A 26,996-nucleotide genomic window follows, 5' to 3' on the forward strand; every position below is an offset into this window, starting at 1 on the left:
ATTGCTAAAGGTTAGGAGCTATTAGCGTGATTGGCAACTGTAAATTGATCGGCGATCAATAGCTAGTATTAGTTAAAGCTTTACTAGGATCTTACCAATCTCATCTGGTCAGACTTGTTGTTGTAAAAAAATCTGATACTGTATGCCTACAAGATTTACTAATGAATAACAATTATAAGCACAAGATATTCTAATATTGAGTGGTATACGAATTTTAAATGAGAAGGGGGGAGTGGTATGAAAATAGGTAGTATAGCGTTTTTAGCGGGCTTGGCTGTAGCCGTAATTGGTGGATTTATCAATGTTAGCTGGTTTCCATTATTGTTAGTGGTCATTGGCTTAGTGGTAGGTTTGCTGAATGTCGCAGGCAGTGAAACAAAAGGTTTCTTGATCGCTTGCATCGCGTTTTTAATGGCTTCTACGGCTATTTACCCATTAGAGCAGGCGCTTAATAGTTTTGCTGGCCTAGGCACAATCATTGGCTCAATCATGCACAATATTGGTTATATGGTGGGAGCTGCGACGTTAATTGTTGCCATTAAAGCTCTGTTTGAGATGAGCAAAGATTAATAAGAATAACGACTTATAATAGTAATAATAAACAGTAACCTTAAGCGGCTTTATGCCGCTTTTTTTATGCAAAGAAGAATTAAGTATCGTCTTTAAGCCTCTTTCCCAGCCTCTTTTAACCTGCCTTATGATGCAAAAGTGACAAAAATTGTCATCAACTGTCGAAAATTTATACAGTTGCTACCTTGTAATGCATTGCTGAATTGTTTACAGTTACCGGAATTTATATCAGATAATTCTATAAGTTGTTGATCTATTGTGTTCTGAGTCATATTAATGCAAAAAAAGGTTAAAAAATGAGCATTTAATGCAGATTTGACTTATAATCTAACCAAAATGTGTGATACAGTTCGCATCCGTTGCCCACAGCGCATTTTATCCAAAGGGGAATAAATATGAATTTCTTGAAAAAATCTGTACTTGTAGCTGGGTTAGCTACAGGTTTTATCACTGCAACTTCTTCACAAGCTGCCACATTAGACGTTGATGTAGATGTCACAATTCCTGACGTTTTGATCTTATACGCCTACACTGACATCGATCTAGACTTTGCTGCTGGTGAGTTTGCAGCGTTACTAGACTCTAACTGTACTTCTGAAGATTGTTCTTCAGCCATTACAGCGGCAGAGTCAGGTTCAATCGCTTCAGGTGCGGTAGATTTAGATATTGACTCGGATCTTTCAGCGACTGGAACAACAGCTAGCATTAACATCCAAAACAGTTGGGCTGTTCGTGCGTTAGGTTATGGTACTTTTAATGCATCGGTTGCAGATAATGGTAGCGAATCAGCGGTATCGAACCTTGATATTTCTCCAGCCAGTGGCACGCCTTCAATGGCAGCGACAACTGGTGATGTATCCTTTGACGTTGACCTAACATCTAGCGATTTAGATGATGGTTTGCTTGAAGCAAACTACACCATCACTGTAACTGGCTCATAATCTCATCCGATTATCGAGAAGAGTGATGATAAGTTTACGGAAAAAGCCGAGCCTTATGTGTTCGGCTTTTTTTGTTGGTATGATTTTCATAGCGAGTCAACAAGCTAGTGCTAAGATACGCTGTAAAGCAAATGATTTTAGCGATACCGTGACACGCTCGGAGGTGTCGGGTATTGCTGGTGGCGCGTCCGACCACTCTTTTGCCTTAAACTCTGTGGAAAGAGGAGTGATCGTCGCAAGTAAGGTCGATCTTGATATTCAATTTGATGTGGACTCGGTAGCAAGCGGGACTGTTATTGCAGAAAGCGTAGATTGGGTGTGGGAGATGAAAGCTACGAAAAAGGACGATCTTCGTGGAGCTATTGTGGGAGATTATCAGTTTAACTCTGTGAATGGGCCAATGAAAATTTGCTCGAGTAGTAACTCTTGTATGGATGTTGTTAATGTGGATACTAATGTTTCCTATAAAAGAAATGGTCAAGGGTATATCACTAGAGCGAGAGGTTATGTCGAGCTGACTTTAGATTTGTCCAGTGCTAGCGAATCTGGTGATTACCAGGCTAACTTGACGGTGACGCTCCATGAAAATAACACATCAAATCCATCTTTATGCCCATAGCAGGGTAAGGTGACTCGATAAATGTATCGAACAATTAGATTTTATTTCGTTTTATTAGTCGTATTATCAAGTAACACCATTGTTGTTGCTCAGTCAGGGCTAAAGCCACAGTTAGCTATTTCACCTTCTAGAGTTGTGCTGCAGCCAGATGAGGTGAACGCGACTAAAAGCGTGACGGTATTGAATTTAGGCTCGAAACCCATGCAGGTTGAAGTGTCAGTGCAAAACTGGGATTTTGATGAAGATAATAATTATCGGGCTTTACCCCCGACGCCACAGAGTCTGGATCAGTGGTTGATCATTAACCCTGTTCGCTTGACCATTCCGGCGAAAGGACAACAAACCGTTCGCATGGCGGTGCGCCCAAAAGCTAAGCCAGAAGATGGCGAACACCGAGCCATGGTATTTTTTAAACAGCTACGTGCAGAAGAAGCGAAGGGCGTTAATGTCCTATTCAATGTTGGCGTTCCTGTTTATGCCTTTTTTGGGGATGTGAAGCGTGAAGCGACGGTTCATAGCATGTCCTTCAACAAAGAGAACCACACTTTTCACTTCGACATTACCAGTAGTGGCAATGCTTACGTTCGCCCTGAAGGTTTTTATATGATCGTGGACGCCGAAGAAGCAACTGAGCAAGAGATTTTGCAGCGGCTGAATGGTGAAAACGGTGAAGTGAAAGGTGATAAACCATTCGCGAGTGGAAAAATATCGTCGAAGCCTGTGTTCGCCGGTGAGCGTCGAAAGGTAGAAGCAGCTATTACCTTAAAAGACGATATTAAGAAGGCCTTACCCAGTCAGTATGCTCTAGCTGTAAAGTTCGACGTTGCTGGGACTTTATTCGAAAAAGTCTATTATATTCAGCAAGATAAGTAATTGTCGTTATGCTGCGTTTAGGGATTTATAACGTATTAGGGATCGCTTTACTGGTGCAGCCAATGTTGGCTCATTCTAAGCCTGCACCTCGTGAAAATTTTGATTCTGAATCCGAGTATCTGGCTTACCATAGCCCACGCCAACTCGATAGTTCCTTATTTCAAAACTCTTGGGAAGCTAGCGCTTCGAGCTCTAATACTTCTTTAGGTTACGAAAGAATTCTAGTGGGGTTAGAAGTCCGCGGTAAGGAATTAATCGCTTTAGATATCGTTAAATCCGAACAAGACTACTTAATCCCAATTGACCAAGTCTTTCCAGTTATTGGTGCTAGCTATCAGGTTAACCAAGGAATCATAACCGTCAGTGTGCCAGGTGTTGATGTCGATATTTCGATGCGCCACGCTTATAAAATTGATGGTGAGTTATGGATGGGGTTAGACACTTTAAATGAATACCTAAAAGTGAATGGGCGCTTCGATCCAACCAAATATGCTTTAACCTTTTTGCCACCTTGGTCTCGTGAAACTACTCGTCCTGTAGAAAGGGCGGGACATGAGCCGGTAGTTGAGTATCACCCTGATACGTTTAGTCTTCGCCAATTCCGTTTGTCGCATGAAGTCTATGCGGAAAAAAGTGGCGGGCCACTCGACTTCGAGCCCAATAGAGAGCGCAGTGAAGTAGTTGGAAGTGGCGCTGCATGGGGTGGCTCCTGGTTGCTGGAGGCGGAGAAAAACGCTGGGGATGATTGGAGACTTGATGAGTACTTTTGGTTAAGCCGAAGTGAGCGCTCACAATGGCTGCTTGGTAAGCAAACAGTAAGCCCTTCAGTGGTGTCCCCAACAGTCACCATTACTGGCGCACAGTACTTTTATAGTAACCAAGACATCCCTTACGATCCGTATCAAGACATCAGCCAGTCTCGATTTTTTCGAGAGTTAGGCTCTTCGGTTCAGACAATTCGAGGGACGGCCGAAGCCGGAACCATTGCTCAATTGTATGTTAATAATCAGCTCATTGGCGAAACGTTTGTGCGTCTAGATGGCACCTATGATTTTGGAGAGGTACGCTCAGAGTCTGGTCTTTATAACGAGCTTGAAGTGGTGATTATTGATGCCGTAAGCCGTACCGAGTTAGAGCGACAAAATAAAACTAGAGTTAGCTCCGACAGTTTATTAAGTAAGGGACAGATGGTAACTAGCGCTGCGTTTGGTAAAAAAGGTAACTGGCTCGATCCTGACTTTGAAGATCAAGGCGAAGCTGGGATGTTTCTATATCGATACGGCTTAACCGACGAAACAACAGTAGAGGCTGGGTATTTACTGGATGAAATTGATACCAAAACTGCCGGAATAGCATCGTCACTGGGCAGCCACTTTGTTGGTGCTTACCGTGCCTCATGGCGAAATAACGCTAATACTCAACAGCTTGAGCTCGATGGTAGTGGCGAAAACTGGCGCATGACAGCCTTTGTGAGAGAGCAAGAAGCTGGCTTTTTTGAGCAGGATGATGGTGACTCAACAACGGCTAACGGTTATTTTTATTACACCCCAGACGCAAGTTTACGTTTGGAGCTAATAGGGCGTTATCAAGACCGGGAAGACACGCCTGAGGAAAAAGTAAGCTTCGTAAAACCAGGTGTCTTCTATAGCCCCACCAATAACTTCTCGCTAGCGATGCGACCTGATTTCGATGGCGCTTACCGTACAGAATTGTATTATCGCCCCAGTTTTGATTCCCGCTTTCGTGTGACACACAAGCCTGATGAGCAAACCCTCCGCTTCGATCATAACTTTAATGAAAATTACCAAGGCTATATGTCGGGGCGCATGTATCAAGACACGATTGAAGGCAGGGACTATGAAAATACCATTATTGAATCGGCAACGGGGTTTTATTGGCAGCCAAATGACTGGACCAGTTATGACCGGTTCAGGTTTGAACTGAATCATTCTAATGAATACGGCACGGGATTATTTGCGGAATACCGCACACAGCTGATGTCTGGTGTGTATTTAGATTTGCGACTTAGAGATGCAGACCCACAATATGATGGCGGCTTTTCAGCGTTTGCGCGAGTTTCTATGGATTTTGCTGTCGCTGGTGACCAGTTTGTACCTGCGACTCACCGCAATAGTTACAATACGCAGGGCACGATCGCAGGAACTTTGAATACAGGAAATGAGGCTTGCGATTTAGAGCATGTCAGCGTCCTTATTAATGGCGCGAACTACAAGGTGCCTGTACAAGGCTGTACCTTCTATCTAGACAAGGTCACGCCAGGTGTGCACCGTGTATCGCTGGATGGTGAGTTTCTGCCGATTGAGTTGGTGCCTGATACAAAGAGTTATGTGGTTGAAGTGGCTGCTTCATCGGTGACACGGATAGATTTCGACATGCAAGCGAAATACAGTGCTGCTGGGCAAGTTACTGATACTCAGGGTAACCCAGCTCTTGAGCAGAAGGTCTTGCTGAAAAACAGTGATGGTGAGGTTATGATGCAGACCTACACCGACCAATTTGGCTATTTCCGAGTGGATAACCTGACTAATGGAAACTATAAGCTCGAAGTGCTTGATAATAAAGACCGGGTAATATCGCAGCGAGAGTTCGACATTGACGGTGATTTTCTGTTTGATGTGGATTTATCTATCCCAGTACAGTAAAGCATGTCGGCAGTGTTTCAGTGGGCTATGGCTTGATCTTAGCCTTAATGGCGCGTACAATCGCGCTTCCTAAATATTTGAGTGGTGTTTGGCGTAGCTGGCTTTTGGTGAAGTGAGGCTATAGCCCAAATGGCGACTCCAATGAAGAGAGATGAATTATGAAAGAAGGTATCCACCCAGAATACAAAGCGATCAAAGCAACTTGTAGTTGTGGTAACGTCATCGAAGTTGGTTCAGCAGGTTCTGACATCAGCTTGGATGTATGTTCTGAATGTCACCCATTCTATACTGGTAAGCAGAAAATGGTTGATTCAGGCGGTCGTGTTGATCGTTTCCGTAAGCGTTTCGGTAGCCGTACACTTAATAAGTAATTGCTCCGTAACTCTTGCAGAAAGAGTCGTAATAAAAAAGCACCTTCCGAGGTGCTTTTTTTATGTTCGCAAGCTTTTTTTGATGTGAAGTGTGCGTATAAAGCGCTGTACGGGGTGTTTAAAATATCGAGCTAGGCTCCGGTTCTTCTTCTTGCTCTTCATCAAGCGAGTCTTCTTGGATTGAGTTTATCAGCTGATCGAGCTCTTCTTTTTCAAGGTTGTCGGTATCGTTCTCCGATTCGTCAGAACGATTTCCGTTATACAGTCGGCCAAAATCAGTAGAGCTCTGGCTGATCTCCGAAGGAACATTATCATCACGGAAGTATTCAAATATTGCATTTTGTTGGCCCAGAGCGGCTAATTTTCCTGTTTCCGGATCGATTTTAGCGGAGACGACGCCCGGAGGCTGAATGATTTCTTGTTCTGGAACACCGTCTAATGCTTTTTCCATAAAAGATGCCCAGATCGGCAATGCGGCCTTACCACCATATTCGTAGCGACCTAAGCTACGCCGGTGGTCGGAAAAGCCCATCCAAGCACTGGCAACAAGCTTATCATTGAAGCCAGAGAACCAGGCATCCTTGTAATCATTCGCTGTTCCCGTTTTCCCCGCTAAGTCATGGCGCTCTAATAACGAGCTACCGCGGCGCTTAAGCTGAGTGGTAGCCGTTCCGCTGTGAATGACGTCCTTCATCATGTCATAAAGAATAAAGGCATCACGCGGGTCAATAACTTCTTTCGCAATTTTATGCTCTGGAAGTGGTAACTCTGGATAGTTACGAATTTCCGGTTTGTATTTCGCTTCCCTAATCTGGTTGTTGATCCGGATTTGCTCACAGGACTCGCAAACAACCTTAGGTGTTGCTTGATACAAAATATCACCATAAGACGTGGTCACCTTCTCAATATAGTAAGGTTCGACTTGATAGCCACCATTGGCTAGAACCGCGTATGCAGTCGCCATCTCTAATGGTGTAAAGCTAGCAGTTCCCAGCGCTAACGATTGGTAGGGATCCATGTGCTCGTCGGGCAAGCCTATTTTAACCAAATAATCTTCAGCGTAGGCTGGCCCGATGCTGTCTATTAGTCGGGTAGAAATGGTATTAATGGAACGTTTCAGCCCGACTCGAAGACGGGTTGGCCCATTGTATTTAAGGTTATCGTTTTGTGGCCGCCATACTTCATCAATCTCGTTATTCACTTTGACATAAGGTGCATCGTTTACCAAGCTGGCCGGAGTGAACCCTTTCGAAAAGGCTGCACCATAGATAAAGGGCTTAATGTTTGAGCCGGGTTGGCGTCTCGCCTGGGTGACCAAATTAAATTTGTTGGTGAAGTAGTCAAAGCCACCGACTAACGAGGTAATGCCACCGTCTTTAGAGCGAATCGACACAAAACCTGCCGAAGCTTCAGGGACTTGGCTTAATTGCCATTGGTCATCAACCTTGATGACTCGAATTAGATCGCCCGCAGAGGCTACTTCTGAAGCCGTTTTAGGCTTATGGCCGATGCGACTGTCGCTAATAAACTTTGCAGCCCAATTCAGTCCTTCCCAAGGTATGGTGATGTCTAACCCTTCTTTGGTAAGGGCTTTGACACTTTTGTCGCCGACCTCAAGAACGATAGCTGGCTCTAGATCGGCAATGGTTGGGGTGTTGTTCAGTATCTGTAGGAGTTGTTGTGTTTCTTTACTGGAAAAGTCCTCTATCTGTTGCTCAGGACCTTTGTACCCATGCCTACGGTCATACTCTAATAAGCCCTGCCGTAGCGCATTGTTAGCAATTTCTTGATGCTTCGAATCAATAGTGGTGACAATATCAAGGCCATGATTATAGGCAGTTTCGCGTCCAAATCGATTAATGACATCAAGACGTACCATTTCTGCTACGTAGGGAGCGCTAACATCAAGGTCGGCAGCATGCTTTGTCGCGGTTAGTGGTGTTTCTATGGCTAACTGATAAGCATCTTGGTCAATGTAGCCTTCACTGAGCATTCGACTCAGAACCAAGTTTCGACGACCTAAAGCTCGCTCAGGGTTGGAGATGGGGTTATAAGCAGACTCACCTTTAAGCAACCCAGCCATCATCGCCGCTTCCGGTAAAGTCAGGTCGCTTAAGTGTTTACCGTAATACACCTCAGAGGCAGCAGCTAAACCATAAGCGCGGTGGCTGAAGTGAACTTTATTAGTGTAAAGCTCAAGAATTTGTTGTTTCGAGAGCTCTTGCTCCATTCTTACCGCGAGAAACATCTCAATCAGCTTACGTTTCAAACGCTGATCTCTGGTGAGGAACATATTCCTAGCTGTTTGCATGGTGAGCGTACTGGCGCCTTCTGAGAATTCCCCAGTGGTTGCTGCTACTTTTAGAACTCGCAACAACCCTTTGAAATCGACGCCACTATGCTCGTAGAAACGTTGATCTTCTGTCGCAACCAGTGCATTAATGAAACTTTCAGGGATCTGTTCAAAGGTAACCGGCTCACGTCTGACGTCGCCAAACTCACCGATTAGCTTGCCATCTTGGGTGAAAATGCGCATGGGCGTTTGTAATTTTACATTTTTCAGCGAGTCGATTTCTGGCACTTGCGGAGTCGCATAGAGGAAAGCGCCAATAATGGTCATAACCACAAATATTGTGATAAAAATCACAAATAGGGCTAATTTCTTCAATATATTGATGGTCATTTTTTTTGAAAGACTTATTGTGAAGCGTTACAGCTGGTTTGCGAATTGAGTACCAGTATACCTTTTCTAAAAAAAAAGGCTGAATTTTTTTGTAAATCAGTGTAAATATAGTATCTTAGAAGTGTTAGTTAACAAAAAAGTTTAACTTTTATGTGGATTTGTATCCACTTTCTTGGGGACATGTCTTAGAGATCAATATAAGATAAAACGAACAAATGGACTGTGTTGAACCAACTTAATGAGGCATAGGATTTATGGTTCTGGGGTTATTCAAAAATAAACAAGTACCAGTGATAGGTATTGATATCAGCTCGACTGCAGTTAAAGTCTTACAGCTTGGTAAGTCAGGTGGTCGATACAGAGTTGATAGATATGCTGTCGAACCATTACCGCAAGGCGCTGTTGTTGAACGTGATATTCGTGATACCGAAGCGGTTGGTAATGCAATAAAGAAAGCTGTTCAAAAAGCGAACGCAAAAACAAAAGATGCCGCTGTTGCAGTGTCTGGCTCCGCAGTGATTACTCGCTCCATACAAATGGAGAAAGGCCTTTCTGATCAAGAAATGGAAGATGTCATCAAAGTTGAAGCCGATCAATACATTCCATACCCTCTTGAAGAGGTGAACCTTGATTTCGAGGTGTTAGGGGATTCTGCGAATGACGATAACTTAGTTGACGTCTTATTGGCCGCATCTCGTAGTGTGAATGTGGATACGCGTGTTGATGCTTTGGATATTGCCGGCTTATCACCAAAAATCGTTGATATCGAAGCCTATGCCATTGAGCGTGCTTATCAATTGACGAAAAAGAAGACGGTTGAGCACCTTGAAGATTCTGTGGTGGCGATAATTGATATCGGCGCAACGATGACCAGTCTCAATGTACTGCAAAACGGACAAGTTATTTATAACCGTGAGCAGTTATTCGGTGGCAACCAGCTAACCGAAGAGATTCAGAGTCGATATGGACTGTCGTACCAAGAAGCCGGACTTGCGAAGAAGCAAGGTAGTTTGCCGGATGATTATGAAACTGAAGTACTGATGCCTTTTGCTGAGATTATTACGCAGCAAGTTGGGCGCGCTCTGCAGTTCTTCTTCTCTGCCAGTGAGTTCAGCTCAGTAAATGAAGTGATTCTTGCAGGTGGCTGTGCCTCGATTGATGGCCTGGATAGCATGATTCAAGAGCACTTAGGTACTCCGACTCGTGTGGCTAACCCTTTTGCCGATATGTCTATCTCATCTCATGTGAACACACAAGCATTGAGCGCGGATGCGCCAGCAATGATGATAAGCTGTGGACTAGCATTAAGGAGTTTTGACTAATGGCTCGTATTAACTTACTCGATTGGCGTGAAGAGTTGCGCCAGGAACGCAATAAAGAGTTTTGGATTACTTTTGCTTTAATGGCAATTTTAGCAGTGCTAATTTGGTTTTTGGTGAATCAAGTGATGAGCGCTCGTATTGAAAAGCAAGATGACCGTATTAGTAAGCTCAACACTGAAATAGGCGTGCTAAAAAAGCAAACTCAGGAAATTGAGAAACTGAAAAAAGAAAAAGAAGAGCTCATTAAGCGTATGGACTTGATTACCGACTTACAACAAAGTCGCCCTGAAGTTGTCCGAATGTTTGATGAGTTAGTTCGAGTGACTCCTGAGGGAATTAATTTATCCACCTGGAAACGAAACGAAACGGTTACTGGTGCTGGGAATACTGCTACGTACAGTTTGGTTTTTACTGGCCAAGGCGAGACAAACCCCCGAATTTCAGAGTTTATGCGTAAAATGGACAGCTCGGAGCGCTTGCAAACTAGTGCGCTAAAAGATGTACAGAAGCAAACGAAAGGATTGCCTGCCCAGAACTTCACTCTGCAGGCCAAACAGGTTATTCCTGGGCAAAAGAAAACAGAGGGGACTAAGTAATGGCTGACTTAAGTCAATATCAAGATTTTAATAATATTGGTTCTTGGCCGCTTCCTGGAAAAATTGTTTTTATAGCACTTGCGATGTTTGTGGTCTTGGGGCTTGGTTACTACTTTGATACTAGCGAACAACTTAGTGAGTTAGAGTCTAAAGCAAGAAAACAAGAGCAACTTTTGCAGGATTATAAGCGCGAGTATGAAAAGGCTGTTAATCTTGAGGCATATCGGGAACAAATGGCTGAAATGAAGGAAACCTTTAAAGGCCTTCTGGAGCAACTCCCTAAAAATACTGAAATTCCCGGATTACTGGATGAAATTTCGTATGCCGCATCTGGCGCTGGCGTTGAGCTACTTTCGCACAAGTATTTGAACGAGTCGAAAAAACAGTTTTACATAGAAAAACCTATACAAATTGTTGCTACCGGAACTTATCATCAAATCGCAGACTTTGTTAGCCGGGTTTCTAAATTACCAAGAATTGTAACTCTCCATGGTTTCACTATTACTGGGGTAAAAGGCAGTAGAAATACTAGCCAAACGGCCGGTGATAATGAGCTTTTAAGTTTTAGTGTATTAGCTAAAACATACCGTTATGAGTCAGAGGAGGGATAATAGTGAAAATCTTAAACAAAACTAACATCCTTCTTTTTGCAGTACTAACGCTTACAGCATTAAGTGGTTGTGAAGACGACGGCATGAAAGAGCTAGATCAAAAAATACAAAAGATCAAAAGCGAAACAAAGAAGAGTATTGAGCCAATACCTAAGGTAGTGGCTTATGAGCCCTTTACTTACTCGGCTCAAGATTTACGCAGTCCATTTGCTAAGCTGGACCCAGAGCATGAGTCTAGCTCAATGCTGGTAGATGGTGATTGCGAGTCTGATGTAAGACCTGATCCAAATCGCCAAAAATTTGAAATGGAGAAATACGGATTAGATGCTTTGCAGTACTCCGGTATGATTGCGAATAAGAGAGAATTGCGCGGGTTGGTTAAAATCCTCAGCGGTGATAGTGCTGGTGTTATTCAGCCGGTTCATGTCGGTGAATATATTGGTCTAAACAATGGGCGCATTAGTCAGATTGATAGCAATCAAATCACCATTGAAGCAATTGTTCCGAATGGTAGAGGCTGTTGGGAAAACCGCACACAATACCTAGTGATAGGGCAGTGAGGGGCTGAATATGCGTATTATAAATGAAAAACGGATGAACAAGTCAGACTTGGGTAAAACGACTATGTTGATAAAGATGAAGAAAGTTATGAAAAGCTGTGTCGCGCTGTGCGGACTGATGCTGTTTTCTTGGGGCGTTAACGCCAGCCAACTGCAGGCAATAGATTATAATGTATTGCCTGGTGATAAACTTATGGTTCGTTTGAGCTATACGGATGTTCCGCCGACACCGCAGGAATTTACCACGGCAAACCCAGCAAGGATCTCTATGGATTTTGCCGGAGTAGACTCTGGACTTGGTTATAAAACTAAAGATATTGGTATTGGTGCTGTGGGCTCCATAACTGCTGTTGAAGCGCAGAATAGAACGCGTGTAGTGATTAATTTATCTGAATTGGTTTCTTACAACAGTCGAGTTGAGGGTAGTGATTTCGTTATTACCTTGGATGCAGGAACTTCTGGAGCTATCGCTCAGCAATCTAAGCCAAGTACTTCATCAAGTTATACAGGTTCTGATTATGACATCGCTGGTGTAGATTTCCGTCGTGGCACAGCGGGGGAAGCTAGAGTATTAGTAAACCTTGGGGCTTCGAATGTTAATGTTGACCTTCGTCAAGAAGGACGCAATGTTATTGCTGATTTTATCGGCAGTGACATTGACCCTAGCTTTATTCGTCGACTTGATGTGGTTGATTTTGGTACGCCGGCCCAGCTCGTCGAAACATCAAGACGCGGGGATAATGTAAGGCTGACCGTTAGAGGAACAGATGCCTTTGAATACCTCGCGTATCAAGCTGATGACCTTTATACCATTGAGTTAAAGCCACTAACAAAGCAAGAAGTTGAACGCCGTGAACGCGAAAAACCTAAATATACGGGCGAACGATTAACGCTTCAGTTCCAAGACATGGACCTGAAAGCAATCCTTCATACCTTGGGTGACTTCGCCGGCATCAACATTGTTATTAGTGATGACGTACAAGGATCGATGGCTTTGAATCTAGTCAATGTTCCTTGGGATCAAGCGCTGGATATCATCTTGAAATCAAAAGGCTTGGATAAACGTCAGGACGGGAATGTCATGATGATTGCCCCTGCGGATGTGATTGCTGCTCGTGAGCAACAAGAACTTGAAGCTAATAAGCAGCAAGAAGAGTTAGCTCCACTTAGAACTGAGTTGATACAGGTTAATTATGCTAAAGCAACAGAAGTGGCAGCACTGTTAAACTCTAGTGGTTCAGGCGACGAGCCGACGATTGGGATTTTGTCTGAGCGAGGGGCGGTATCAGTTGATGTAAGAACCAATACGCTAATTGTGAAAGATGTCTCTTCGAAACTTGAAGACGTAAGACGGTTAGTTGAGCAGCTAGATATCCCGGTTCAGCAAGTGCTTATTGAAGCAAGAATTGTAACTGCGACAGATGGCTTTACTAGAGATTTAGGTGCTCGCTTTGGTATAAGCGATGCCATGAACTCAGGCGAAGTTGGAGTTTCTGGTACTGTCCAAGATGCAGGTCGTATCAATGGCTCAGTCGATGGTCAAAGAACACAAAATGGCGGTTTTAATGTTAACTTGCCAGTGAGTAATGCTGCAGGTAGCTTAGGGTTGTCTTTTGCTCGATTGGCAGATGGCTTGATTATTGATATGGAACTTTCTGCTTTAGAGGCTGAAAACCGCGGTGAAGTAGTCGCTAGCCCGAAAGTTATTACTGCAAACCAGAAAGAAGCTTTTATTAAGGCTGGTGAAGAAATTCCATACTTACAAGGTGGTTCTTCAGGTGCTTCAAATATTCAGTTTAAAGAAGCTGTATTAGAATTAAAAGTAACGCCACAAATTACTCCTGATGGTCGTGTCTTCTTAGATCTGTCAATCAGCCAAGATACTCGAGGTGAGGAAGTCGTGTTCACTACAGCGGATGGTCAAGCTGTTGGCGGAGCTCCAGCAATTAACACCCAAGAAATTGGTACCCAAATCTTGGTAGATAACGGAGAAACAATCGTTCTTGGTGGAATATTCCAGCACAGAGTTACTTTAGATGAAACTAAAGTGCCGCTTTTAGGAGACATTCCGTTATTAGGTTGGTTGTTCCGTAATACTTCTAGAGAGAATGCTAAAGAAGAGCTGTTAATTTTCGTCACACCGAAAATTATTAAAGAAGGCTTGAAATATTAGACAGTCATACCCAAATACTAAAAACCCGGGTATAATCGCGTGCCTGGGTTTTTGGTTTTTAATATTTGGTTAATAAAAGAGTTCAACGTTAATAATGAAAGGTAAGCGCAATATCTTCCTAGTGGGACCAATGGGTGCAGGTAAAACTACCATTGGTAAGCAGTTAGCTGAAATCTTAAAGCTTGAGTTTGTGGATAGCGATCATGAGCTTGAGGAACGCACTGGCGCACCTATCGATTGGATTTTTGATATCGAAGGTGAAGAAGGTTTCCGCGTACGTGAAGAAAAAATAATTGAAGAGTTAACGGAAAGGCAGGGCATAGTGCTTGCTACTGGTGGTGGAGCAGTCGTATCGGACAAAAGTCGTAACCACCTTGCTGCGCGTGGAGTTGTCGTTTATCTGGAAACTTCTATTGAGCAACAGCTAGAGCGGACTCGCCGAGATAAACGTCGTCCGCTTATTCAAAACGGTAATCCCAAGAATACCCTTGAAGATCTGATGAAGGAACGTGAGCCACTGTATACTGAAATCGCAGATTTAACAGTTGCTACTAACATAAGTTCTGTGAAGTCTGTTGCTAAAGAAATCGTTGAGTTGATGGAACAACCCATTGCGTAGTCGTAGCATTGAAAAGTCTTGATTTAAAGTTATCCTCAAAAAGTTCAGATTATCAAATACTTATCGGTAAGAACCTTCTTGCCGATAAATCCCATCTCACGTCAGTTATCCAAGGCAACCAAGTCTTCATCGTCTCTAATGACACCGTGGCTCCTTTATATTTGGCGAGTCTTAAAAGTGGCTTAGAATCGTTTGAGTGTCATGTGTTTTTGTTAAATGATGGTGAACAACATAAATCATTTGAAAACTATCACAAAATCTTAAATGCCATGCTAGAAGCTGGTTTAAGACGAAATGCCACTCTGATCGCTTTGGGTGGCGGTGTTGTGGGAGATATGGCAGGCTTTGCTGCTGCAACCTATCAACGCGGAATTCCATTTATTCAAATTCCGACAACGCTATTGTCTCAGGTTGACTCGTCGGTTGGCGGTAAAACTGCTGTAAACCACCCGTTAGGTAAAAATATGATTGGTGCTTTCCATCAGCCGTGCCGGGTTATTACCGATATAGACACTTTAGAGACCCTTCCTGATAGAGAATTTAAAGCTGGTCTAGCCGAAATCATAAAGGCTGCCCTGCTTTATGATGCTAATTTCTTTGAGTGGTTAGAGGCTTGTGCTAGTGAAATTTTAAGCCACGAAGAAAATGCATTGATTACTATGATCGAACGCTCTTGTGCAATTAAAGCTGAAATTGTAGGGTTAGATGAAAAAGAGCAAGGCGTTAGAGCATGGTTGAATTTGGGTCATACTTTCGGGCACGCTATAGAGCGTTGCTTGGGCTATGGTGAGTTATTGCACGGCGAAGCGGTAGCTATTGGAATGGTTATGGCGGCCGAGTATGCGGAGGCAAGCGGCCTTTTATGCCAAGGGGATGTCACCCGGATTCAGTCACTAATAGCCCGTTTGGGCCTACCATCGACCCTCGCAGGTTACGAAAAGCGGTTAACTCATAATGACTTAGTGTCTGCAATGATGTTGGATAAAAAAAATGTTGACGCAGATCTCACTCTGATTTTGCCAAAATCTATTGGTGAAGTTACTATAAAGCATTCTGTAAAGTCTCAAGACGTCGAGCAATATTTAAAACGTAATCTTGAGTCACTTGTAGCATAAGGCGCTGACTTAAATGGCTTTTTCACAGTCACTGAATCCAAACGTTTTTGAAAAGCATAATCGTGTACTTTTCTTGCCATCGAGCTGGAAAAGGTTGATGAGCCTTATTAAGTATCAGGTTCCTAATGGTGGTTATGCCGTTATGGAAGGGGAGTTTGGTGCTGGCAAATCATCCTTCGGAAAGATTTTCGAAAAGAAACTCGTGCTTGATGAAACTATTGATTGCCAGATTGTGCAAGTTCACCCGTTAAGTACTATCCAGCAAATTCGAGCTCAGCTACCTAAAGCCCCAGATAAACCCATGATCGTCATTATTGATGATGCTCATGAGGCTTCAACCTTATTACTCCAAAAGCTTACCGTTCCTACTGATAACGTTTATTGGCTGCTACTTGCTGAACCAGGTATTAGTGACCGCGTTGATGAATTTGCTGAGCGCCGTGTTGAGTTGCCCTTATTTTCAAAAGAAGATTGTTTCGAATTTTTACAGAAGCAGCTCCAAGATCAACCCAAGTATGCTCAAGTTTCACCAATGCAAAGTGATACGATTTGGTATTCAAGCGAGGGGCTACCTAAAGATATTATTGAGCAGGCTAAGAAAAATTTAAGTAAACTGTTTTCGGGTCAAGAAAGTAGTGAAAACTTTGAAAGGGCCAATAAAAGTTGGTACATGACAGCCGGTTTAGCCGCCGCGGCTTTGGTCCTTATTATTTCTCTAGCCATCAGTATGGGAGGGGAGGAAGACGAAGCCGGACAAGGGCAATCTGCCGTAGAGCAAACTGCCAATGATACTGCACAACCTGCACTAGATGAATTAAACGAGCTCGCCATTGAGGATTTAGAAACTGCTGATGAGCGCGCTGCTGATAAAACTGTTGTGTCGCCGGAAAAGGTAAACGATCAGTCTTTTGCGGAGCAGGAGCCTTCGGGAGCTGAGAGTAATAAGCGAGACGACGAATTGGTTGCTGTTAATGAGCCTGTCGCCGAAAAAAATGTTGAGTCTGACAACACTCTAACCGAAAGTGAAGTCGAAGAAGCGGCTCAAACCGCAGATCCAATCGAATCTATTGCGCTAAAAGTGGCCAAGAAAGAAACGCCTGTTGAGAAGAGCACAAATAGTACAAAAAGTTTTAACCAATGGCTTTCGACACACTCGCAAGATGCCTATAGTCTTCAGCTTTTCTCACACTCGGAAGAGTCGGCGGCAAAGAGTTTCCAGGCATCGTTAGACTTGGCTGATAGTTATGTGTATCCAGCAGATTTAGATGGAAAAATTCGATACCGAGTTTTATGGGGAGCGTTTGATACACGCGCTGAAGCCAAGCAGGCTGTAGAGTCGTTACCCCCTGAAATCTTGGCACAAAAGCCTTGGATACGTCAGCTTTCAGCAATCAGCCAAGAAGTTTCACCTGACGCAAACTAATAGAATCCTACTATATATAGCAACAAATAAAGAATTTGGCTGTTTTCAGTCGGCGTAACCTTTATAATAGCCGCCATCAAAACACCAATTTACAGACTTTATGAGCCACCCACTCGTTAATGACCGTTACATCAAAGCCACTCTGCAACAAGAGACTGACCGCACCCCCATTTGGATGATGCGCCAAGCAGGGCGTTACCTACCGGAATATCGTCAACTCAGAGCAGAAGCCGGCAGTTTTATGGATTTATGCACGAACCCTGAGCTGGCCTGCGAAGTAACGATGCAACCTCTCCGTCGGTATCCTTTAGATGCGGCAATTTTGTTTTCGGATATTTTGACAATCCCTGATGCCATGGGGCTGGGCTTGTATTTTACTCCGGGAGAAGGGCCTGCGTTCAAAAAAGCGGTGCGAGATGAGAAAGCTGTGAAGGCATTACCAATTCTCGACCCACATCAAGAGTTGAAGTATGTGACAGACGCTGTGAGTACGATTCGCCGTGAGCTCAAAGGTAGTGTGCCGTTAATTGGTTTTTCTGGCAGCCCTTGGACTCTGGCGACTTATATGGTCGAAGGTGGCACGACTAAAAACTTCTCCGAAGTTAAAGGTTTAATGTACGAGCAGCCAGCGGTTATGCACCAGTTGCTCGATAAGCTCGCTGATTCAATTATTGTTTACCTTAATGCCCAAGTTGAAGCTGGCGCGCAAGCATTAATGATTTTTGATACCTGGGGTGGCGTACTTACTCCGCGTGACTACCAAGAGTTGTCACTGCGTTATATGGCTAAAATTGTGGACGGCTTAACGCGTGAAAAAGATGGTCAGAGAATTCCCGTGACCTTATTCACAAAGGGCGGAGGTAAGTGGCTAGATTTAATGGCTGCGACAGGTTGCGACTGCCTTGGCGTTGACTGGACGACTGATTTGAATGAAGCGCGTCAACGCGTCGCTGGTAAGGTCGCATTGCAAGGGAATATGGACCCTTCGATGTTATATGCTTCTGACGAGCGAATCCGTGAAGAAGTCGAGACTATTTTAGCTAGTTATGGACATGGCAATGGACATGTGTTTAATTTAGGGCATGGGATACATCAAACGGTGAACCCTGAAAAAGCCGGTGTCTTTATTAACGCTGTGCATGAGTTGAGTAAGAAATATCATCAATAAACGATACAAATAGGTTATATGCTTAAGGAAAGCCACTTTGATCCACCTTGGTGGTTAAAGAATCGACATCTACAAACGTTTTGGGCGCCCCTAGCGCCGAAGCTACCTTTGCCAAAATTAACGCGGCAGAGGCTAGAGTTGAGTGATGGTGATTTTATCGACATGGACTGGGTCAACCCCGAACGAGATGCGCCAACAGTGGTGCTACTTCATGGGCTTGAGGGTGATATTGATTCTCCTTATTTGCGTCGTATGTTGTTTCAGATTCAACAGCGTCGCTGGCGTGGTGTGCTGGTGTATTGGCGTGGCTGTAGTGAGGAAATGAACCGCCTCGACAAAACGTATCACTCAGGTCGCAGTGAAGACCTCGATGAAGTGATCACAGAGATTCACAAAAGCCACTCGCCTGAAAAGCTGTTTGTCGCGGGGTACTCATTAGGCGCGAATGTATTGCTTAAGTGGCTTGGTGAGAACGAAGAAAAGGCTCGAATTGATGCTGGCTGTGCGGTGTCAACGCCATTCAACTTATCGATTTGCGCCGACTCTATTGAGCAAGGCTTCTCTAAAATTTATAAGTTCTACCTCTTAAACTCAATGAAAAAGCGTATCGTGAATAAGTTTACGCCGGAGCGCTTGTTGGAACTATTAAATATGTCGCCAAGAGACGTCATGGCGATAAATTCATTTCGCGAGTTTGATAACCGAGTGACTTCTTTTTTGAATGAATTTGAAGATGCTGAGGATTACTACCGTACCGCATCCAGTATTTATTATTTAGGTAGCATTAAGAAGCCCGCGTTGGTGATTCATGCCGCGGACGACCCTTTTATGTCGCCTGAGATCATTCCAAAAGAAGATCAGTTGCCTAATAGCTTAGAGTTATTAATCAGTGAGCATGGTGGTCATGTCGGTTTTGTTTCTGCACCTACCAGTAAAGGGGTGAGCTTTTACTTAGAGCAAACCATCTTGAACTATTTTGACCGCTTCTTATAAGCACCAGCCCATTAGGTTTTAGCTTGGGTTTCTGCTAAGCTATGATAACTAACTCATTGAAATCAAAAGTATTTCGCTATGGATCTAAACGCTGAATTTCAAGCCCTAAAAAAGAGCCATGCTGCTGAGCCCTATCCAACGATAAAGCAACGCCTTGAAAAACTGAAACAGATGACTCGTCTATTAAAGGAAAATGAGTCTGAGTTAATTCAAGCCATCAGCGAAGATTTTAGCTACCGTTCACCTTTTGAGACCGAGTTGGCAGAAATTTATCCTTCTTTAAAGTCAATCAGTCATACCAAGAAAAAACTCGGTAACTGGATGTCACCTGAAAATCGGGGTGTTAGCATCTGGTTTCAGCCAGCCAAAGCCAGCATTATGTATCAGCCCAAGGGCGTGGTGGGCGTCATAGTGCCATGGAATTATCCTCTTTACTTAGCTCTAGGGCCTCTAATCGGCGCTATCGCGGCGGGAAATCGAGTGATGCTAAAAATGTCGGAGTTTACGCCTGCGTTTAGTCATCGTTTTGCTGAACTTTGCCATCAATACCTTGGTAAGGATTGGGTTCGTGTGGTCAATGGCGGCCCAGAAGTTGGTGAAGCTTTTTCAAAAGTACCTTTTGATCACTTATTGTTTACAGGCTCTGGCCGAATTGGACGAGACGTCATGAAAGCGGCGAGTGAGAATTTGACGCCAGTGACTTTAGAGCTGGGCGGAAAATCGCCGACGATTATTGACCCTTCCTTCCCATTGAAAGTTGCAGTCGAGCGTTTACTGTTTGGTAAGCTACTAAATGCTGGACAAACCTGCTTAGCTCCTGATTATGTGTTTGTCCACCGAGATCAGTTAGATGAGTTTATGTCTTTGCTGAAATCTAAAGCTAAAAGTTTCTACCCCAACTGGAAAGAAGAAGCTTACACTGCCTTATCATCGCAAAAGCAATTTGAACGGTACAATGAGCTACTTAACGATGCGATAGAAAAAGGAGCTGACATTGTTCCTCTATTGGACGACATTGAGCCGCAGGGAAGAAAGGTGCCACCAGTTATGGTACTTAATACTTCTGATGAAATGTTGGTCCGACAGGAAGAAATATTTGGTCCGATGCTGCCCGTGATTGGTTATGATGATCATAGCCAGGTGATTGATTATATTAACAACCAGCCACGGCCGCTGGCTTTATACTTGTTCAGTCATGACAAGAAGGTGACGTCAGACTATATGCTACAAACCATGTCTGGTGGTGTCACCTTAAACGATACGATTTTTCATGTCAGCCAAGAGGAACTGCCTTTTGGGGGAATTGGTGCTAGTGGCATGGGGCACTATCATGGGGAAGAAGGTTTTAAGACCTTCTCAAAAGCAAAGAGTATTTTTAAGCAAAGCCGCTTTGCCGGTACTAAGTTGATGTATCCACCACAGTCTAAAGTGGCTAAGTTTTTGTTGGGTTTAATGAAAAGATAAAAAATAGAAGGAGTGATGGGTAATGCGAATTTTATTGATGGTTGTGACTTTATTGCTGACGTTCGGGTGTGCAACCACGAGTCCACAGAGTGCTGAGGAAGTCTCAGCGGAACAAGTGTTTAATCAGTCTGTCTGGAATCGGGCTGCATCAGATTTTGAAGGTACCGTAGTTGTGGTGCGAGCTAGTCAGTTTACGGGCATCGCTTGTACCTATAGTATATTGGTTGACGGCAACGAGATGGCTAGCTTAGATAATGGACAGAAAGTAACGCTTAACTTGATTGAGGGGCAGCATGTGATTTCTGTGCAAATGGGCAAAGATGGGTGTGGACATTCTTATGCCGTGCATCGCGTACAAGTATCACCCGGAAGCCATGAAGAGCTTCTTATTGAGGTGGGCAATTTTGACGGGTTAACCATCAAGCCCTATTAGACTTCACAGAAACAAAGACTATTTATGAAAAAAATTGTTTTATATCCAGGGACTTTTGACCCTATCACCAAAGGCCATATGGACCTTGTGAAAAGAGCCTGTCGATTATTCGACACGGTTATCATTGCTGTGGCTGAAAGTCCTTCTAAGAAGCCAATGTTTACTCTGGAAGAGCGGGTGAGCATGGTTCGTGAAACTTTTAAAGGGAATTCTCAGGTTGAGGTTGAAGGTTTCAATGGCTTACTGGCTCATTTCGCGCAGGAAAAAGACGCGCTAGCCATACTTCGTGGAATACGAGCGGTATCCGACTTTGAGTTTGAGTTCCAGTTAGCCAACATGAATCGACACTTGGATCCTAACTTAGAATCTATCTTCTTAACGCCTTCAGAAAAGTATTCTTATATCTCATCATCCCTAGTCAGGGAGGTAGCATCGTTAGGTGGTGACATTACGGCTTTTGTTGATCCTATCGTCCAAAAAGCGTTACAGAAGAAATTTTCAGAATAGCCTCGAACTTGTTTACTATATAAGCGATAATAGAGATGCTCATTCACACAGTGATGGATGATATTTTTTTAGAACACTTGGTATAAATAACGTATGGCGCTAAAAATTACAGACGAATGCATTAATTGTGATGTTTGCGAACCTGAATGTCCTAATGACGCGATCTATCAGGGTGAGGAGATCTACGAGATTGATCCCGACAAATGCACGGAATGTGTTGGACATTATGATGAGCCACAGTGTCAACAGGTTTGCCCTGTGGACTGTATTCCTTTGGACGAAGAGCATGAAGAGACCAAAGAGCAGCTTATTATAAAATATGAAAATTTAACCGGTGAGGCTTACGTCGAAGTCTAGGTCGTGCGACTGACTATGACTAATAAGTGGTTTTTATAAATACACGCCCATGATTCTTAGAGAATGGCTTGCCGCCGAACCTTTCACTTTAACCCTCTCCTCTGGCTTCTTTAGTTTTTTTGCACACACAGGCATGCTCAGTGCCTTAGAAGAAGACAATCTATTGCCACAGCGTCTCACCGGCTCTAGCGCAGGAGCGTTAGTCGCCAGTTGCTGGGCTGCTGGAATGAGTACGAGTGACTTGAAGGCTGTCTTGTTTAAGCTAAAACGTCAGGATTTTTGGGATCCAGGCTTTGGTTGGGGCTTGCTCAAAGGGCAAAAGTTTAAAGCCATCTTAAAGGACATTTTGCCAGTAGAGCGGTTTGAAGAATGTCGAGCTGAACTATCCTTATCGGCGTATGACATTAAGTCAAAATCAACCATCATTATTAATAGTGGTGAATTGATTCCAGCGATTTATGCATCCTGTGCGATTCCTTTCTTGTTTCAACCCATTCACTATAACGGTTATCGCTTACTCGATGGCGGGATTAAAGATCGCCCTGCGTTGGCCGATGTGAGAAATGATGAGCGGGTATTCTATCATCATATTGTATCAGTCTCGCCATGGCGTAAAAAAGGCGCTAAGGCGTTAGAAGTGCCTGCTAGAGCTAATATGACTACACTACAGTTGTTTGATTTGCCTCGAAGTGGCCCAACAAAGCTGGATGTCGGTCCACAAGCCTTTGAAGCGGCCTACAAAGCGACCAAAAGAGCTTTAGGGCGAGAGGTTGGGGATGACGCTAAAATCGCGTTAGCGGTTTAAACGGACTCCATTTCAACGATAACTGGCCATTTTCCCTGCATCACAATATGTCCTGTGTAACGCTGAGCACCATCAGTGGCGAACTCAAATTGGTAACGTCGGAGAAAGCGCAGGCGTCCTTCTTCGTTCTTATCGAAATACAGCTTTTTTAACGCAACATACCCGTCTAGGTTCTGAACAGAGGCCTCTTGGCAGGCTCGTTGAGCTGCTTTATATGCCGCTTCTTGGGCCCGACGTATATTGATCCAAACGCCAACGGCTAGAGCAATGGCTAAAATTACAAGTAGGTTGGTCATGAGCTTGTACTTAAAATCGCTTGTTGTTTCTTTTTAGTCAGCTTGGAAAAAACCATATCGTAGGAACCTTTAATGAGTGTTTCCAGTTCTTTCTGCGTTAAGGCATTGTCAGCGCCTACTGAAACCCAATGATATCGAGCCAGGTAGGGCGCAGGGGCGATACCGGACCTGCCTGTGAGTGCTAAAAAGTCTGCAGGTGATACTTTGAAGCATACATGCTTAATGTCATCGCTAGATTTTGTGTCTGGACAGAAAACCACAAACATTTTGTCAGCAATACAGTAGGTGCGTTCGCTATCCCATTTGAGATCAAACTCAGCCCCTGGGAGCTTACTGCAAAATTGTTCTAAGGTTTTGAACATGTCGATAGTCTTTATCTTGGCAATAAAAAGCCGGCAATAAAAAAGGCGACATAAGCCGCCTTTTTAAAGGTCTTTACAGGATTATTTTCCTGTAATCCAGCGCGCTACGTTCACTTTGGAGACGCCAGCAGCGTTGGCTTGGTCAACTGCCGTTACCAAGACATTGTTAACTGCTTCTTCGTGAACACGAACCAGTACTGGCGAGCGTGGGTCCGCTGCGAGTTGAGTTTCAATGTTTGCACGAATCGCTTCAGGGTCAATAGAACGGTCATTCATGAACACATTGCTTTGCTCATCAATAGAAACCACGATCAATGGTGGTGGGTTCTTTGGTGGCGTTGTATCTTGGTTCGTCGTTGGACGCGAGATTTCAACCGTATCTTCTCTGACGAATGACGTGGTAACAATGAAGAAGATCAACATGATGAATACGATGTCTAGCATCGGCGTCATGTCAATCGCGGTATCTTCGTCTTCTCTATGTTTTCTACGCATAATATATCTTATCCTGTCGCACTTTTTGCTACTTTTAAATAAAAGTATTTGGCCCACAAAGGCGGCATTGTTTAAAGTAATCGTTAAAGTATAACCGCCACATTAAATGTGATCCAGTCTTAAATGTCTACCCTAATTTGTGTAAAAAAGAGCAAATCGTACCTCTAACTGTGAAGTTGAGTCATTAGTCCTGCCATGGAGCAACGCTAACGCTTGATATACCAGCTTTATTGGCTTGGTCGACCGCAGATACCATGGTCACGTTATGAGCGTCAGCATGCACTCGTACGATAAGAGGCGCCTGTATATCGTTCACCAACTGACTCTCTAAATTGGCCTGTATCGCCTCAACATCAATAATACGCTCATTAAAAGACACTTGGTTTTGCGCATCAATGGTCAAAATTAACGGCTGAGATTGACTATCACAATTTTTCTCGCAGTGAGTCGTTGGTTGTGAAACCTCTAAGCTGTCAGTTTTTATAAAACTGGTCGTAACGATGAAAAACAGTAATAAAATGAAGATGATGTCGAGCATCGAAGTCATGTCGACTTTATTGTTTTCAGTATCGCTGTTGAACCCACGACGAGATTTTTTCATAGAGCACCCCTTGGTTCTGGTAGATATAGTTATTGATGTTATATCAACGACTCTGGAGATGACTGTTGCGCAGTCATCTGACCAGCGCTTAAGTTCAATATAGCGCTAAAAGAGGGGGTTGGCAATTTAGACGGCTATGTTCTTTAACGTTGACACTTTGGGCAGTAGAAACTAGAACGTTGCCCTAGTGTCATATTTTTAATGATAGATTGGCATTGAGCGCAAGACTCGCCTTCGCGCCCATAAACGTTCAGCTGTTGCGCGAAGTAGCCTGGAGAGCCGTCAGCTTGCGTAAAGTCTTTCAGGGTGGTGCCGCCTTGTTGTATGGCTTTTTTAAGCACTAGCTTTATATTATTGGCGAGTAGCTGGCAACGTTCTTTGCTGACGCGGTTGGCGGCACGTTTGGGGTGAATGCCACTTAAAAATAGCGACTCGCTAGCATAGATGTTACCAACGCCAACGACCACCGCGTTAGTCATGATCGCGTTTTTGATAGCGCCTTTGCGCTTAGCGAGTTTTTGATGGAGGTAGTTACCATCAAAGTGGTTGCTTAAAGGCTCTGGGCCAAGAGATTGGATAATGCTCAGTTCTGTATTTTTTTCTTGCCATAAAACAGCCCCGAAACGTCTCGGGTCATTAAGGCGGAGTGCTTTACCGTTTGCAAAAACTACTTCAAAGTGGTCATGTTTCTTGAGTGGTGTTTCTGCATCGACCACTCGCATGGTGCCGGACATACCGAGGTGCATCACAACCGAGCCTTGGGGGAAGTTCCACAGCATGTATTTCGCGCGGCGTGTGATATCGCCACTGGTTTGGCCTTCAAGCTGTGTGAGCTCTTTAGGAATCGGCCAGCGCAGTTGAGGCTGATAGATATTCACTGTGGTGACTGTTTGCCCTGTAACATGAGGGGCAAGTCCTCGAGTTGTGGTTTCAACTTCGGGTAATTCGGGCATGGTAATGAATGATTGGTTTGATTTAAGAGTAATGACGAATATTGTAGTGCAGAATAACAAAAAGCCCAGCGTTAACTGGGCTTTTGTATACGTTTTCTTGGAGGCAGAAAACTGTAAAGCTAGATTAAGCTTTTGAAATTACTTAATTTTTGCTTCTTTATAAATCACATGCTTGCGGATGGTTGGATCAAATTTTTTGATTTCCATCTTGCCTGGCATGTTTTTCTTGTTCTTGTCAGTGGTATAGAAATGACCTGTACCAGCACTTGACACTAAACGGATTTTATCGCGCATCTTTCAGCTCCTTATACTTTTTCGCCACGAGCACGCAATTCAGTAAGCACAGTCTCGATACCTTTCTTATCGATGATGCGCATACCTTTTGCTGATACGCGTAGTTTGACGAAACGCTTCTCAGACTCAACCCAAAAACGGTGAGTGTGCAAGTTAGGTAAAAAACGACGTTTTGTACGGTTTTTTGCGTGTGACACGTTGTTTCCTGTCACTGGACGCTTGCCTGTTACCTGACAAACTTTAGCCATGATATAGCCTCCAAAAAATAATCATTACATTGCGGGGGAGAATGTCTTAACCCACCGCGACTCTTCAAATAGGGCGCACTTTATACCAGAAAGCCGTCGCCTTGACAACTAAACTGGCAATAAAAGCCCAATTTACTCAGGTTTTTCACGAAAAATCATCGAAACCATGAGTAAATGTCGTATTCATTTAAATTAAGCCATGTTCCGCAAAGGAGTAGCTTTTATTTTGCGCGATAATAATGTGGTCCAACGTTCGAATGTCTACTAGCTGGAGAGCCTGTCGGATGCGGTCGGTAATATGCCGATCGGAAGGACTGGGTTCCAAGCAACCACTGGGGTGGTTGTGCGCCAATATCACTGCGGCGGCATGATAACTCAGGGCCTTCTCAACCACAACCCTTGGGTGCACTTCTGAGCTATTTATTGTGCCCTGAAACAGGGTCTCTTGAACCAGAAGTTGATGCTGATTATTGAGGAACAGCACCACAAATTGTTCGCGCTTGTGACGGCTTAGGAGCGATGATAAGAAGTCTCGCACATCATCCGGTGAGCTAAAGCTTTGATTGTGTTGAAGACTTTGTTGCAAGTAGCGCTTGGATAACTCTAGACTGGCTTGGAGCTGACAGAATTTTGCATTGCCCATGCCTGGTTGATGTGTAAACTCTTTTAGGTTGGCTTCGAGTAGTTGTCGTAGTCCACCAAACTCTTTAAGTAAATGGCGTGATAGATCAACAACATTATGACTTTTGGTTCCGGTACGTAGAAAAATTGCCAATAATTCTGCATCGGATAGGCTTTCTGCGCCGTTTCTGAGTAGGCGTTCTCGTGGCCTTTCCTGTGCTGGCCATTCCATTATTTTCATGTCACTTCCTGCTGTGGTT

General features: G+C 43.9%; 30 protein-coding genes. 21 read left to right on the plus strand and 9 right to left on the minus strand.

From position 1 onward, the window contains the following. Positions 1-237: 237 nt before the first annotated feature. The 6 genes from TQ33_RS01700 (at position 238) to rpmE (ending at position 6,037) form a co-directional block, all read left to right on the plus strand. Positions 238-570, plus strand: coding sequence for a hypothetical protein (locus TQ33_RS01700; RefSeq protein WP_046560529.1), 333 nt, complete (start codon positions 238-240; stop codon positions 568-570). A gap of 395 nt (positions 571-965) precedes the next feature. After that, entirely contained in the window at positions 966-1,511 is a 546-nt protein-coding gene (locus TQ33_RS01705; RefSeq protein WP_046560530.1) for a hypothetical protein, read from the plus strand. Between the two features lie 55 nt (positions 1,512-1,566). Continuing rightward, complete coding sequence (locus TQ33_RS01710; RefSeq protein ID WP_046560531.1) at positions 1,567-2,130, plus strand: hypothetical protein; 564 nt, start codon at positions 1,567-1,569, stop codon at positions 2,128-2,130. 21 nt (positions 2,131-2,151) lie between these two features. Then, entirely contained in the window at positions 2,152-3,003 is an 852-nt protein-coding gene (locus TQ33_RS01715) for a fimbrial biogenesis chaperone (protein ID WP_046560532.1), read from the plus strand. Between the two features lie 8 nt (positions 3,004-3,011). Continuing rightward, positions 3,012-5,666 carry a carboxypeptidase-like regulatory domain-containing protein gene (locus TQ33_RS01720; RefSeq protein WP_046560533.1) on the plus strand — a complete coding sequence of 885 codons (2,655 nt, stop codon included), beginning with the start codon at positions 3,012-3,014 and terminating at the stop codon, positions 5,664-5,666. 158 nt (positions 5,667-5,824) lie between these two features. Beyond that, positions 5,825-6,037 carry a 50S ribosomal protein L31 gene (gene rpmE / locus TQ33_RS01725; protein ID WP_046560534.1) on the plus strand — a complete coding sequence of 71 codons (213 nt, stop codon included), beginning with the start codon at positions 5,825-5,827 and terminating at the stop codon, positions 6,035-6,037. Between the two features lie 118 nt (positions 6,038-6,155). Here rpmE and TQ33_RS01730 read toward each other — a convergent pair whose 3' ends face one another. Beyond that, complete coding sequence (locus tag TQ33_RS01730) at positions 6,156-8,720, minus strand: penicillin-binding protein 1A (protein ID WP_052735160.1); 2,565 nt, start codon at positions 8,718-8,720, stop codon at positions 6,156-6,158. Positions 8,721-8,974: 254 nt separating this feature from the next. Between TQ33_RS01730 and TQ33_RS01735 the strand changes: the two genes are divergently transcribed. The 15 genes from TQ33_RS01735 to TQ33_RS01805 all read left to right on the plus strand — a co-directional run bounded on the left by TQ33_RS01735 (position 8,975) and on the right by TQ33_RS01805 (position 22,866). Next, positions 8,975-10,042, plus strand: coding sequence for a pilus assembly protein PilM (locus TQ33_RS01735; protein ID WP_046560535.1), 1,068 nt, complete (start codon positions 8,975-8,977; stop codon positions 10,040-10,042). Next, positions 10,042-10,638, plus strand: coding sequence for a PilN domain-containing protein (locus TQ33_RS01740; RefSeq protein WP_046560536.1), 597 nt, complete (start codon positions 10,042-10,044; stop codon positions 10,636-10,638). Before TQ33_RS01735 ends, TQ33_RS01740 begins: the two co-directional genes overlap by 1 nt. Next, positions 10,638-11,249 carry a type IV pilus inner membrane component PilO gene (locus TQ33_RS01745; RefSeq protein WP_046560537.1) on the plus strand — a complete coding sequence of 204 codons (612 nt, stop codon included), beginning with the start codon at positions 10,638-10,640 and terminating at the stop codon, positions 11,247-11,249. Before TQ33_RS01740 ends, TQ33_RS01745 begins: the two co-directional genes overlap by 1 nt. Before the next feature lie 2 nt (positions 11,250-11,251). Then, positions 11,252-11,809, plus strand: coding sequence for a pilus assembly protein PilP (locus tag TQ33_RS01750; RefSeq protein ID WP_228640316.1), 558 nt, complete (start codon positions 11,252-11,254; stop codon positions 11,807-11,809). Between the two features lie 10 nt (positions 11,810-11,819). Continuing rightward, complete coding sequence (gene pilQ / locus TQ33_RS01755) at positions 11,820-13,982, plus strand: type IV pilus secretin PilQ (RefSeq protein ID WP_046560539.1); 2,163 nt, start codon at positions 11,820-11,822, stop codon at positions 13,980-13,982. A gap of 94 nt (positions 13,983-14,076) precedes the next feature. Further along, positions 14,077-14,601, plus strand: coding sequence for a shikimate kinase AroK (aroK, locus tag TQ33_RS01760; protein ID WP_046560540.1), 525 nt, complete (start codon positions 14,077-14,079; stop codon positions 14,599-14,601). Between the two features lie 8 nt (positions 14,602-14,609). Beyond that, complete coding sequence (gene aroB / locus TQ33_RS01765) at positions 14,610-15,716, plus strand: 3-dehydroquinate synthase (protein WP_046560541.1); 1,107 nt, start codon at positions 14,610-14,612, stop codon at positions 15,714-15,716. A gap of 13 nt (positions 15,717-15,729) precedes the next feature. After that, positions 15,730-17,139, plus strand: coding sequence for an SPOR domain-containing protein (locus TQ33_RS01770; protein ID WP_046560542.1), 1,410 nt, complete (start codon positions 15,730-15,732; stop codon positions 17,137-17,139). A 100-nt stretch (positions 17,140-17,239) separates the two neighbouring features. Then, positions 17,240-18,307: a uroporphyrinogen decarboxylase gene (gene hemE, locus TQ33_RS01775; RefSeq protein WP_046560543.1), complete on the plus strand. Its 1,068-nt coding sequence runs from the start codon at positions 17,240-17,242 to the stop codon at positions 18,305-18,307. 18 nt (positions 18,308-18,325) lie between these two features. Then, positions 18,326-19,300 (plus strand): hydrolase, encoded by a 975-nt coding sequence (locus tag TQ33_RS01780; protein WP_046560544.1) that lies wholly within the window; start codon positions 18,326-18,328, stop codon positions 19,298-19,300. Positions 19,301-19,378: 78 nt separating this feature from the next. Continuing rightward, the gene (locus tag TQ33_RS01785; protein WP_046560545.1) at positions 19,379-20,764 is read left to right on the plus strand and encodes a coniferyl aldehyde dehydrogenase; all 1,386 of its coding nucleotides are present in this window, start codon (positions 19,379-19,381) and stop codon (positions 20,762-20,764) included. A gap of 22 nt (positions 20,765-20,786) precedes the next feature. After that, entirely contained in the window at positions 20,787-21,197 is a 411-nt protein-coding gene (locus TQ33_RS01790; protein WP_046560546.1) for a hypothetical protein, read from the plus strand. A 24-nt stretch (positions 21,198-21,221) separates the two neighbouring features. Further along, on the plus strand, positions 21,222-21,704 hold the full coding sequence (gene coaD, locus TQ33_RS01795; RefSeq protein ID WP_046560547.1) for a pantetheine-phosphate adenylyltransferase: 483 nt from the start codon (positions 21,222-21,224) through the stop codon (positions 21,702-21,704). 93 nt (positions 21,705-21,797) lie between these two features. Then, complete coding sequence (locus tag TQ33_RS01800) at positions 21,798-22,061, plus strand: YfhL family 4Fe-4S dicluster ferredoxin (protein WP_046560548.1); 264 nt, start codon at positions 21,798-21,800, stop codon at positions 22,059-22,061. 49 nt (positions 22,062-22,110) lie between these two features. Beyond that, on the plus strand, positions 22,111-22,866 hold the full coding sequence (locus TQ33_RS01805) for a patatin-like phospholipase family protein (protein WP_046560549.1): 756 nt from the start codon (positions 22,111-22,113) through the stop codon (positions 22,864-22,866). Here TQ33_RS01805 and TQ33_RS01810 read toward each other — a convergent pair. The 8 genes from TQ33_RS01810 to radC all read right to left on the minus strand — a co-directional run bounded on the left by TQ33_RS01810 (position 22,863) and on the right by radC (position 26,977). After that, entirely contained in the window at positions 22,863-23,162 is a 300-nt protein-coding gene (locus TQ33_RS01810) for a DUF3301 domain-containing protein (RefSeq protein WP_046560550.1), read from the minus strand. The genes TQ33_RS01805 and TQ33_RS01810 overlap by 4 nt on opposite strands. Continuing rightward, positions 23,159-23,524, minus strand: a complete 366-nt coding sequence (locus TQ33_RS01815; protein WP_046560551.1) for an MmcQ/YjbR family DNA-binding protein — start codon at positions 23,522-23,524, stop codon at positions 23,159-23,161. The genes TQ33_RS01810 and TQ33_RS01815 overlap by 4 nt, the downstream gene beginning before the upstream one ends. Positions 23,525-23,605: 81 nt before the next feature. Beyond that, positions 23,606-24,019: an ExbD/TolR family protein gene (locus TQ33_RS01820; protein WP_046560552.1), complete on the minus strand. Its 414-nt coding sequence runs from the start codon at positions 24,017-24,019 to the stop codon at positions 23,606-23,608. Between the two features lie 184 nt (positions 24,020-24,203). Then, positions 24,204-24,620 (minus strand): ExbD/TolR family protein, encoded by a 417-nt coding sequence (locus tag TQ33_RS01825; protein ID WP_046560553.1) that lies wholly within the window; start codon positions 24,618-24,620, stop codon positions 24,204-24,206. A 143-nt stretch (positions 24,621-24,763) separates the two neighbouring features. Beyond that, positions 24,764-25,573: a bifunctional DNA-formamidopyrimidine glycosylase/DNA-(apurinic or apyrimidinic site) lyase gene (gene mutM, locus TQ33_RS01830; protein WP_046560554.1), complete on the minus strand. Its 810-nt coding sequence runs from the start codon at positions 25,571-25,573 to the stop codon at positions 24,764-24,766. Between the two features lie 138 nt (positions 25,574-25,711). Continuing rightward, positions 25,712-25,867: a 50S ribosomal protein L33 gene (rpmG, locus tag TQ33_RS01835; protein ID WP_018624044.1), complete on the minus strand. Its 156-nt coding sequence runs from the start codon at positions 25,865-25,867 to the stop codon at positions 25,712-25,714. An 11-nt stretch (positions 25,868-25,878) separates the two neighbouring features. After that, entirely contained in the window at positions 25,879-26,115 is a 237-nt protein-coding gene (gene rpmB, locus TQ33_RS01840) for a 50S ribosomal protein L28 (RefSeq protein WP_046560555.1), read from the minus strand. A 187-nt stretch (positions 26,116-26,302) separates the two neighbouring features. Then, positions 26,303-26,977 (minus strand): RadC family protein, encoded by a 675-nt coding sequence (gene radC, locus TQ33_RS01845; protein ID WP_046560556.1) that lies wholly within the window; start codon positions 26,975-26,977, stop codon positions 26,303-26,305. Between the last annotated feature and the right edge of the window lie 19 nt (positions 26,978-26,996).

Source organism: Kangiella geojedonensis (assembly GCF_000981765.1).
In the GTDB taxonomy this organism is placed as follows: Bacteria; Pseudomonadota; Gammaproteobacteria; order Enterobacterales; family Kangiellaceae; genus Kangiella; species Kangiella geojedonensis.

Excerpts from the sequence above, each read along its gene's own strand:
- TQ33_RS01700 (WP_046560529.1), top strand. The coding sequence starts at position 238 with ATGAAAATAGGTAGTATAGCGTTTTTAGCGGGCTTGGCTGTAGCCGTA.
- TQ33_RS01705 (WP_046560530.1), top strand. The coding sequence starts at position 966 with ATGAATTTCTTGAAAAAATCTGTACTTGTAGCTGGGTTAGCTACAGGT.
- TQ33_RS01710 (WP_046560531.1), top strand. The coding sequence starts at position 1,567 with ATGTGTTCGGCTTTTTTTGTTGGTATGATTTTCATAGCGAGTCAACAA.
- TQ33_RS01715 (WP_046560532.1), top strand. The coding sequence starts at position 2,152 with ATGTATCGAACAATTAGATTTTATTTCGTTTTATTAGTCGTATTATCA.
- TQ33_RS01720 (WP_046560533.1), top strand. The coding sequence starts at position 3,012 with ATGCTGCGTTTAGGGATTTATAACGTATTAGGGATCGCTTTACTGGTG.
- rpmE (WP_046560534.1), top strand. The coding sequence starts at position 5,825 with ATGAAAGAAGGTATCCACCCAGAATACAAAGCGATCAAAGCAACTTGT.
- TQ33_RS01730 (WP_052735160.1), bottom strand. The coding sequence starts at position 8,720 with ATGACCATCAATATATTGAAGAAATTAGCCCTATTTGTGATTTTTATC.
- TQ33_RS01735 (WP_046560535.1), top strand. The coding sequence starts at position 8,975 with ATGGTTCTGGGGTTATTCAAAAATAAACAAGTACCAGTGATAGGTATT.
- TQ33_RS01740 (WP_046560536.1), top strand. The coding sequence starts at position 10,042 with ATGGCTCGTATTAACTTACTCGATTGGCGTGAAGAGTTGCGCCAGGAA.
- TQ33_RS01745 (WP_046560537.1), top strand. The coding sequence starts at position 10,638 with ATGGCTGACTTAAGTCAATATCAAGATTTTAATAATATTGGTTCTTGG.
- pilQ (WP_046560539.1), top strand. The coding sequence starts at position 11,820 with ATGCGTATTATAAATGAAAAACGGATGAACAAGTCAGACTTGGGTAAA.
- aroK (WP_046560540.1), top strand. The coding sequence starts at position 14,077 with ATGAAAGGTAAGCGCAATATCTTCCTAGTGGGACCAATGGGTGCAGGT.
- TQ33_RS01770 (WP_046560542.1), top strand. The coding sequence starts at position 15,730 with ATGGCTTTTTCACAGTCACTGAATCCAAACGTTTTTGAAAAGCATAAT.
- hemE (WP_046560543.1), top strand. The coding sequence starts at position 17,240 with ATGAGCCACCCACTCGTTAATGACCGTTACATCAAAGCCACTCTGCAA.
- TQ33_RS01780 (WP_046560544.1), top strand. The coding sequence starts at position 18,326 with ATGCTTAAGGAAAGCCACTTTGATCCACCTTGGTGGTTAAAGAATCGA.
- TQ33_RS01785 (WP_046560545.1), top strand. The coding sequence starts at position 19,379 with ATGGATCTAAACGCTGAATTTCAAGCCCTAAAAAAGAGCCATGCTGCT.
- TQ33_RS01790 (WP_046560546.1), top strand. The coding sequence starts at position 20,787 with ATGCGAATTTTATTGATGGTTGTGACTTTATTGCTGACGTTCGGGTGT.
- coaD (WP_046560547.1), top strand. The coding sequence starts at position 21,222 with ATGAAAAAAATTGTTTTATATCCAGGGACTTTTGACCCTATCACCAAA.
- TQ33_RS01800 (WP_046560548.1), top strand. The coding sequence starts at position 21,798 with ATGGCGCTAAAAATTACAGACGAATGCATTAATTGTGATGTTTGCGAA.
- TQ33_RS01805 (WP_046560549.1), top strand. The coding sequence starts at position 22,111 with ATGATTCTTAGAGAATGGCTTGCCGCCGAACCTTTCACTTTAACCCTC.
- TQ33_RS01810 (WP_046560550.1), bottom strand. The coding sequence starts at position 23,162 with ATGACCAACCTACTTGTAATTTTAGCCATTGCTCTAGCCGTTGGCGTT.
- TQ33_RS01815 (WP_046560551.1), bottom strand. The coding sequence starts at position 23,524 with ATGTTCAAAACCTTAGAACAATTTTGCAGTAAGCTCCCAGGGGCTGAG.
- TQ33_RS01820 (WP_046560552.1), bottom strand. The coding sequence starts at position 24,019 with ATGCGTAGAAAACATAGAGAAGACGAAGATACCGCGATTGACATGACG.
- TQ33_RS01825 (WP_046560553.1), bottom strand. The coding sequence starts at position 24,620 with ATGAAAAAATCTCGTCGTGGGTTCAACAGCGATACTGAAAACAATAAA.
- mutM (WP_046560554.1), bottom strand. The coding sequence starts at position 25,573 with ATGCCCGAATTACCCGAAGTTGAAACCACAACTCGAGGACTTGCCCCT.
- rpmG (WP_018624044.1), bottom strand. The coding sequence starts at position 25,867 with ATGCGCGATAAAATCCGTTTAGTGTCAAGTGCTGGTACAGGTCATTTC.
- rpmB (WP_046560555.1), bottom strand. The coding sequence starts at position 26,115 with ATGGCTAAAGTTTGTCAGGTAACAGGCAAGCGTCCAGTGACAGGAAAC.
- radC (WP_046560556.1), bottom strand. The coding sequence starts at position 26,977 with ATGAAAATAATGGAATGGCCAGCACAGGAAAGGCCACGAGAACGCCTA.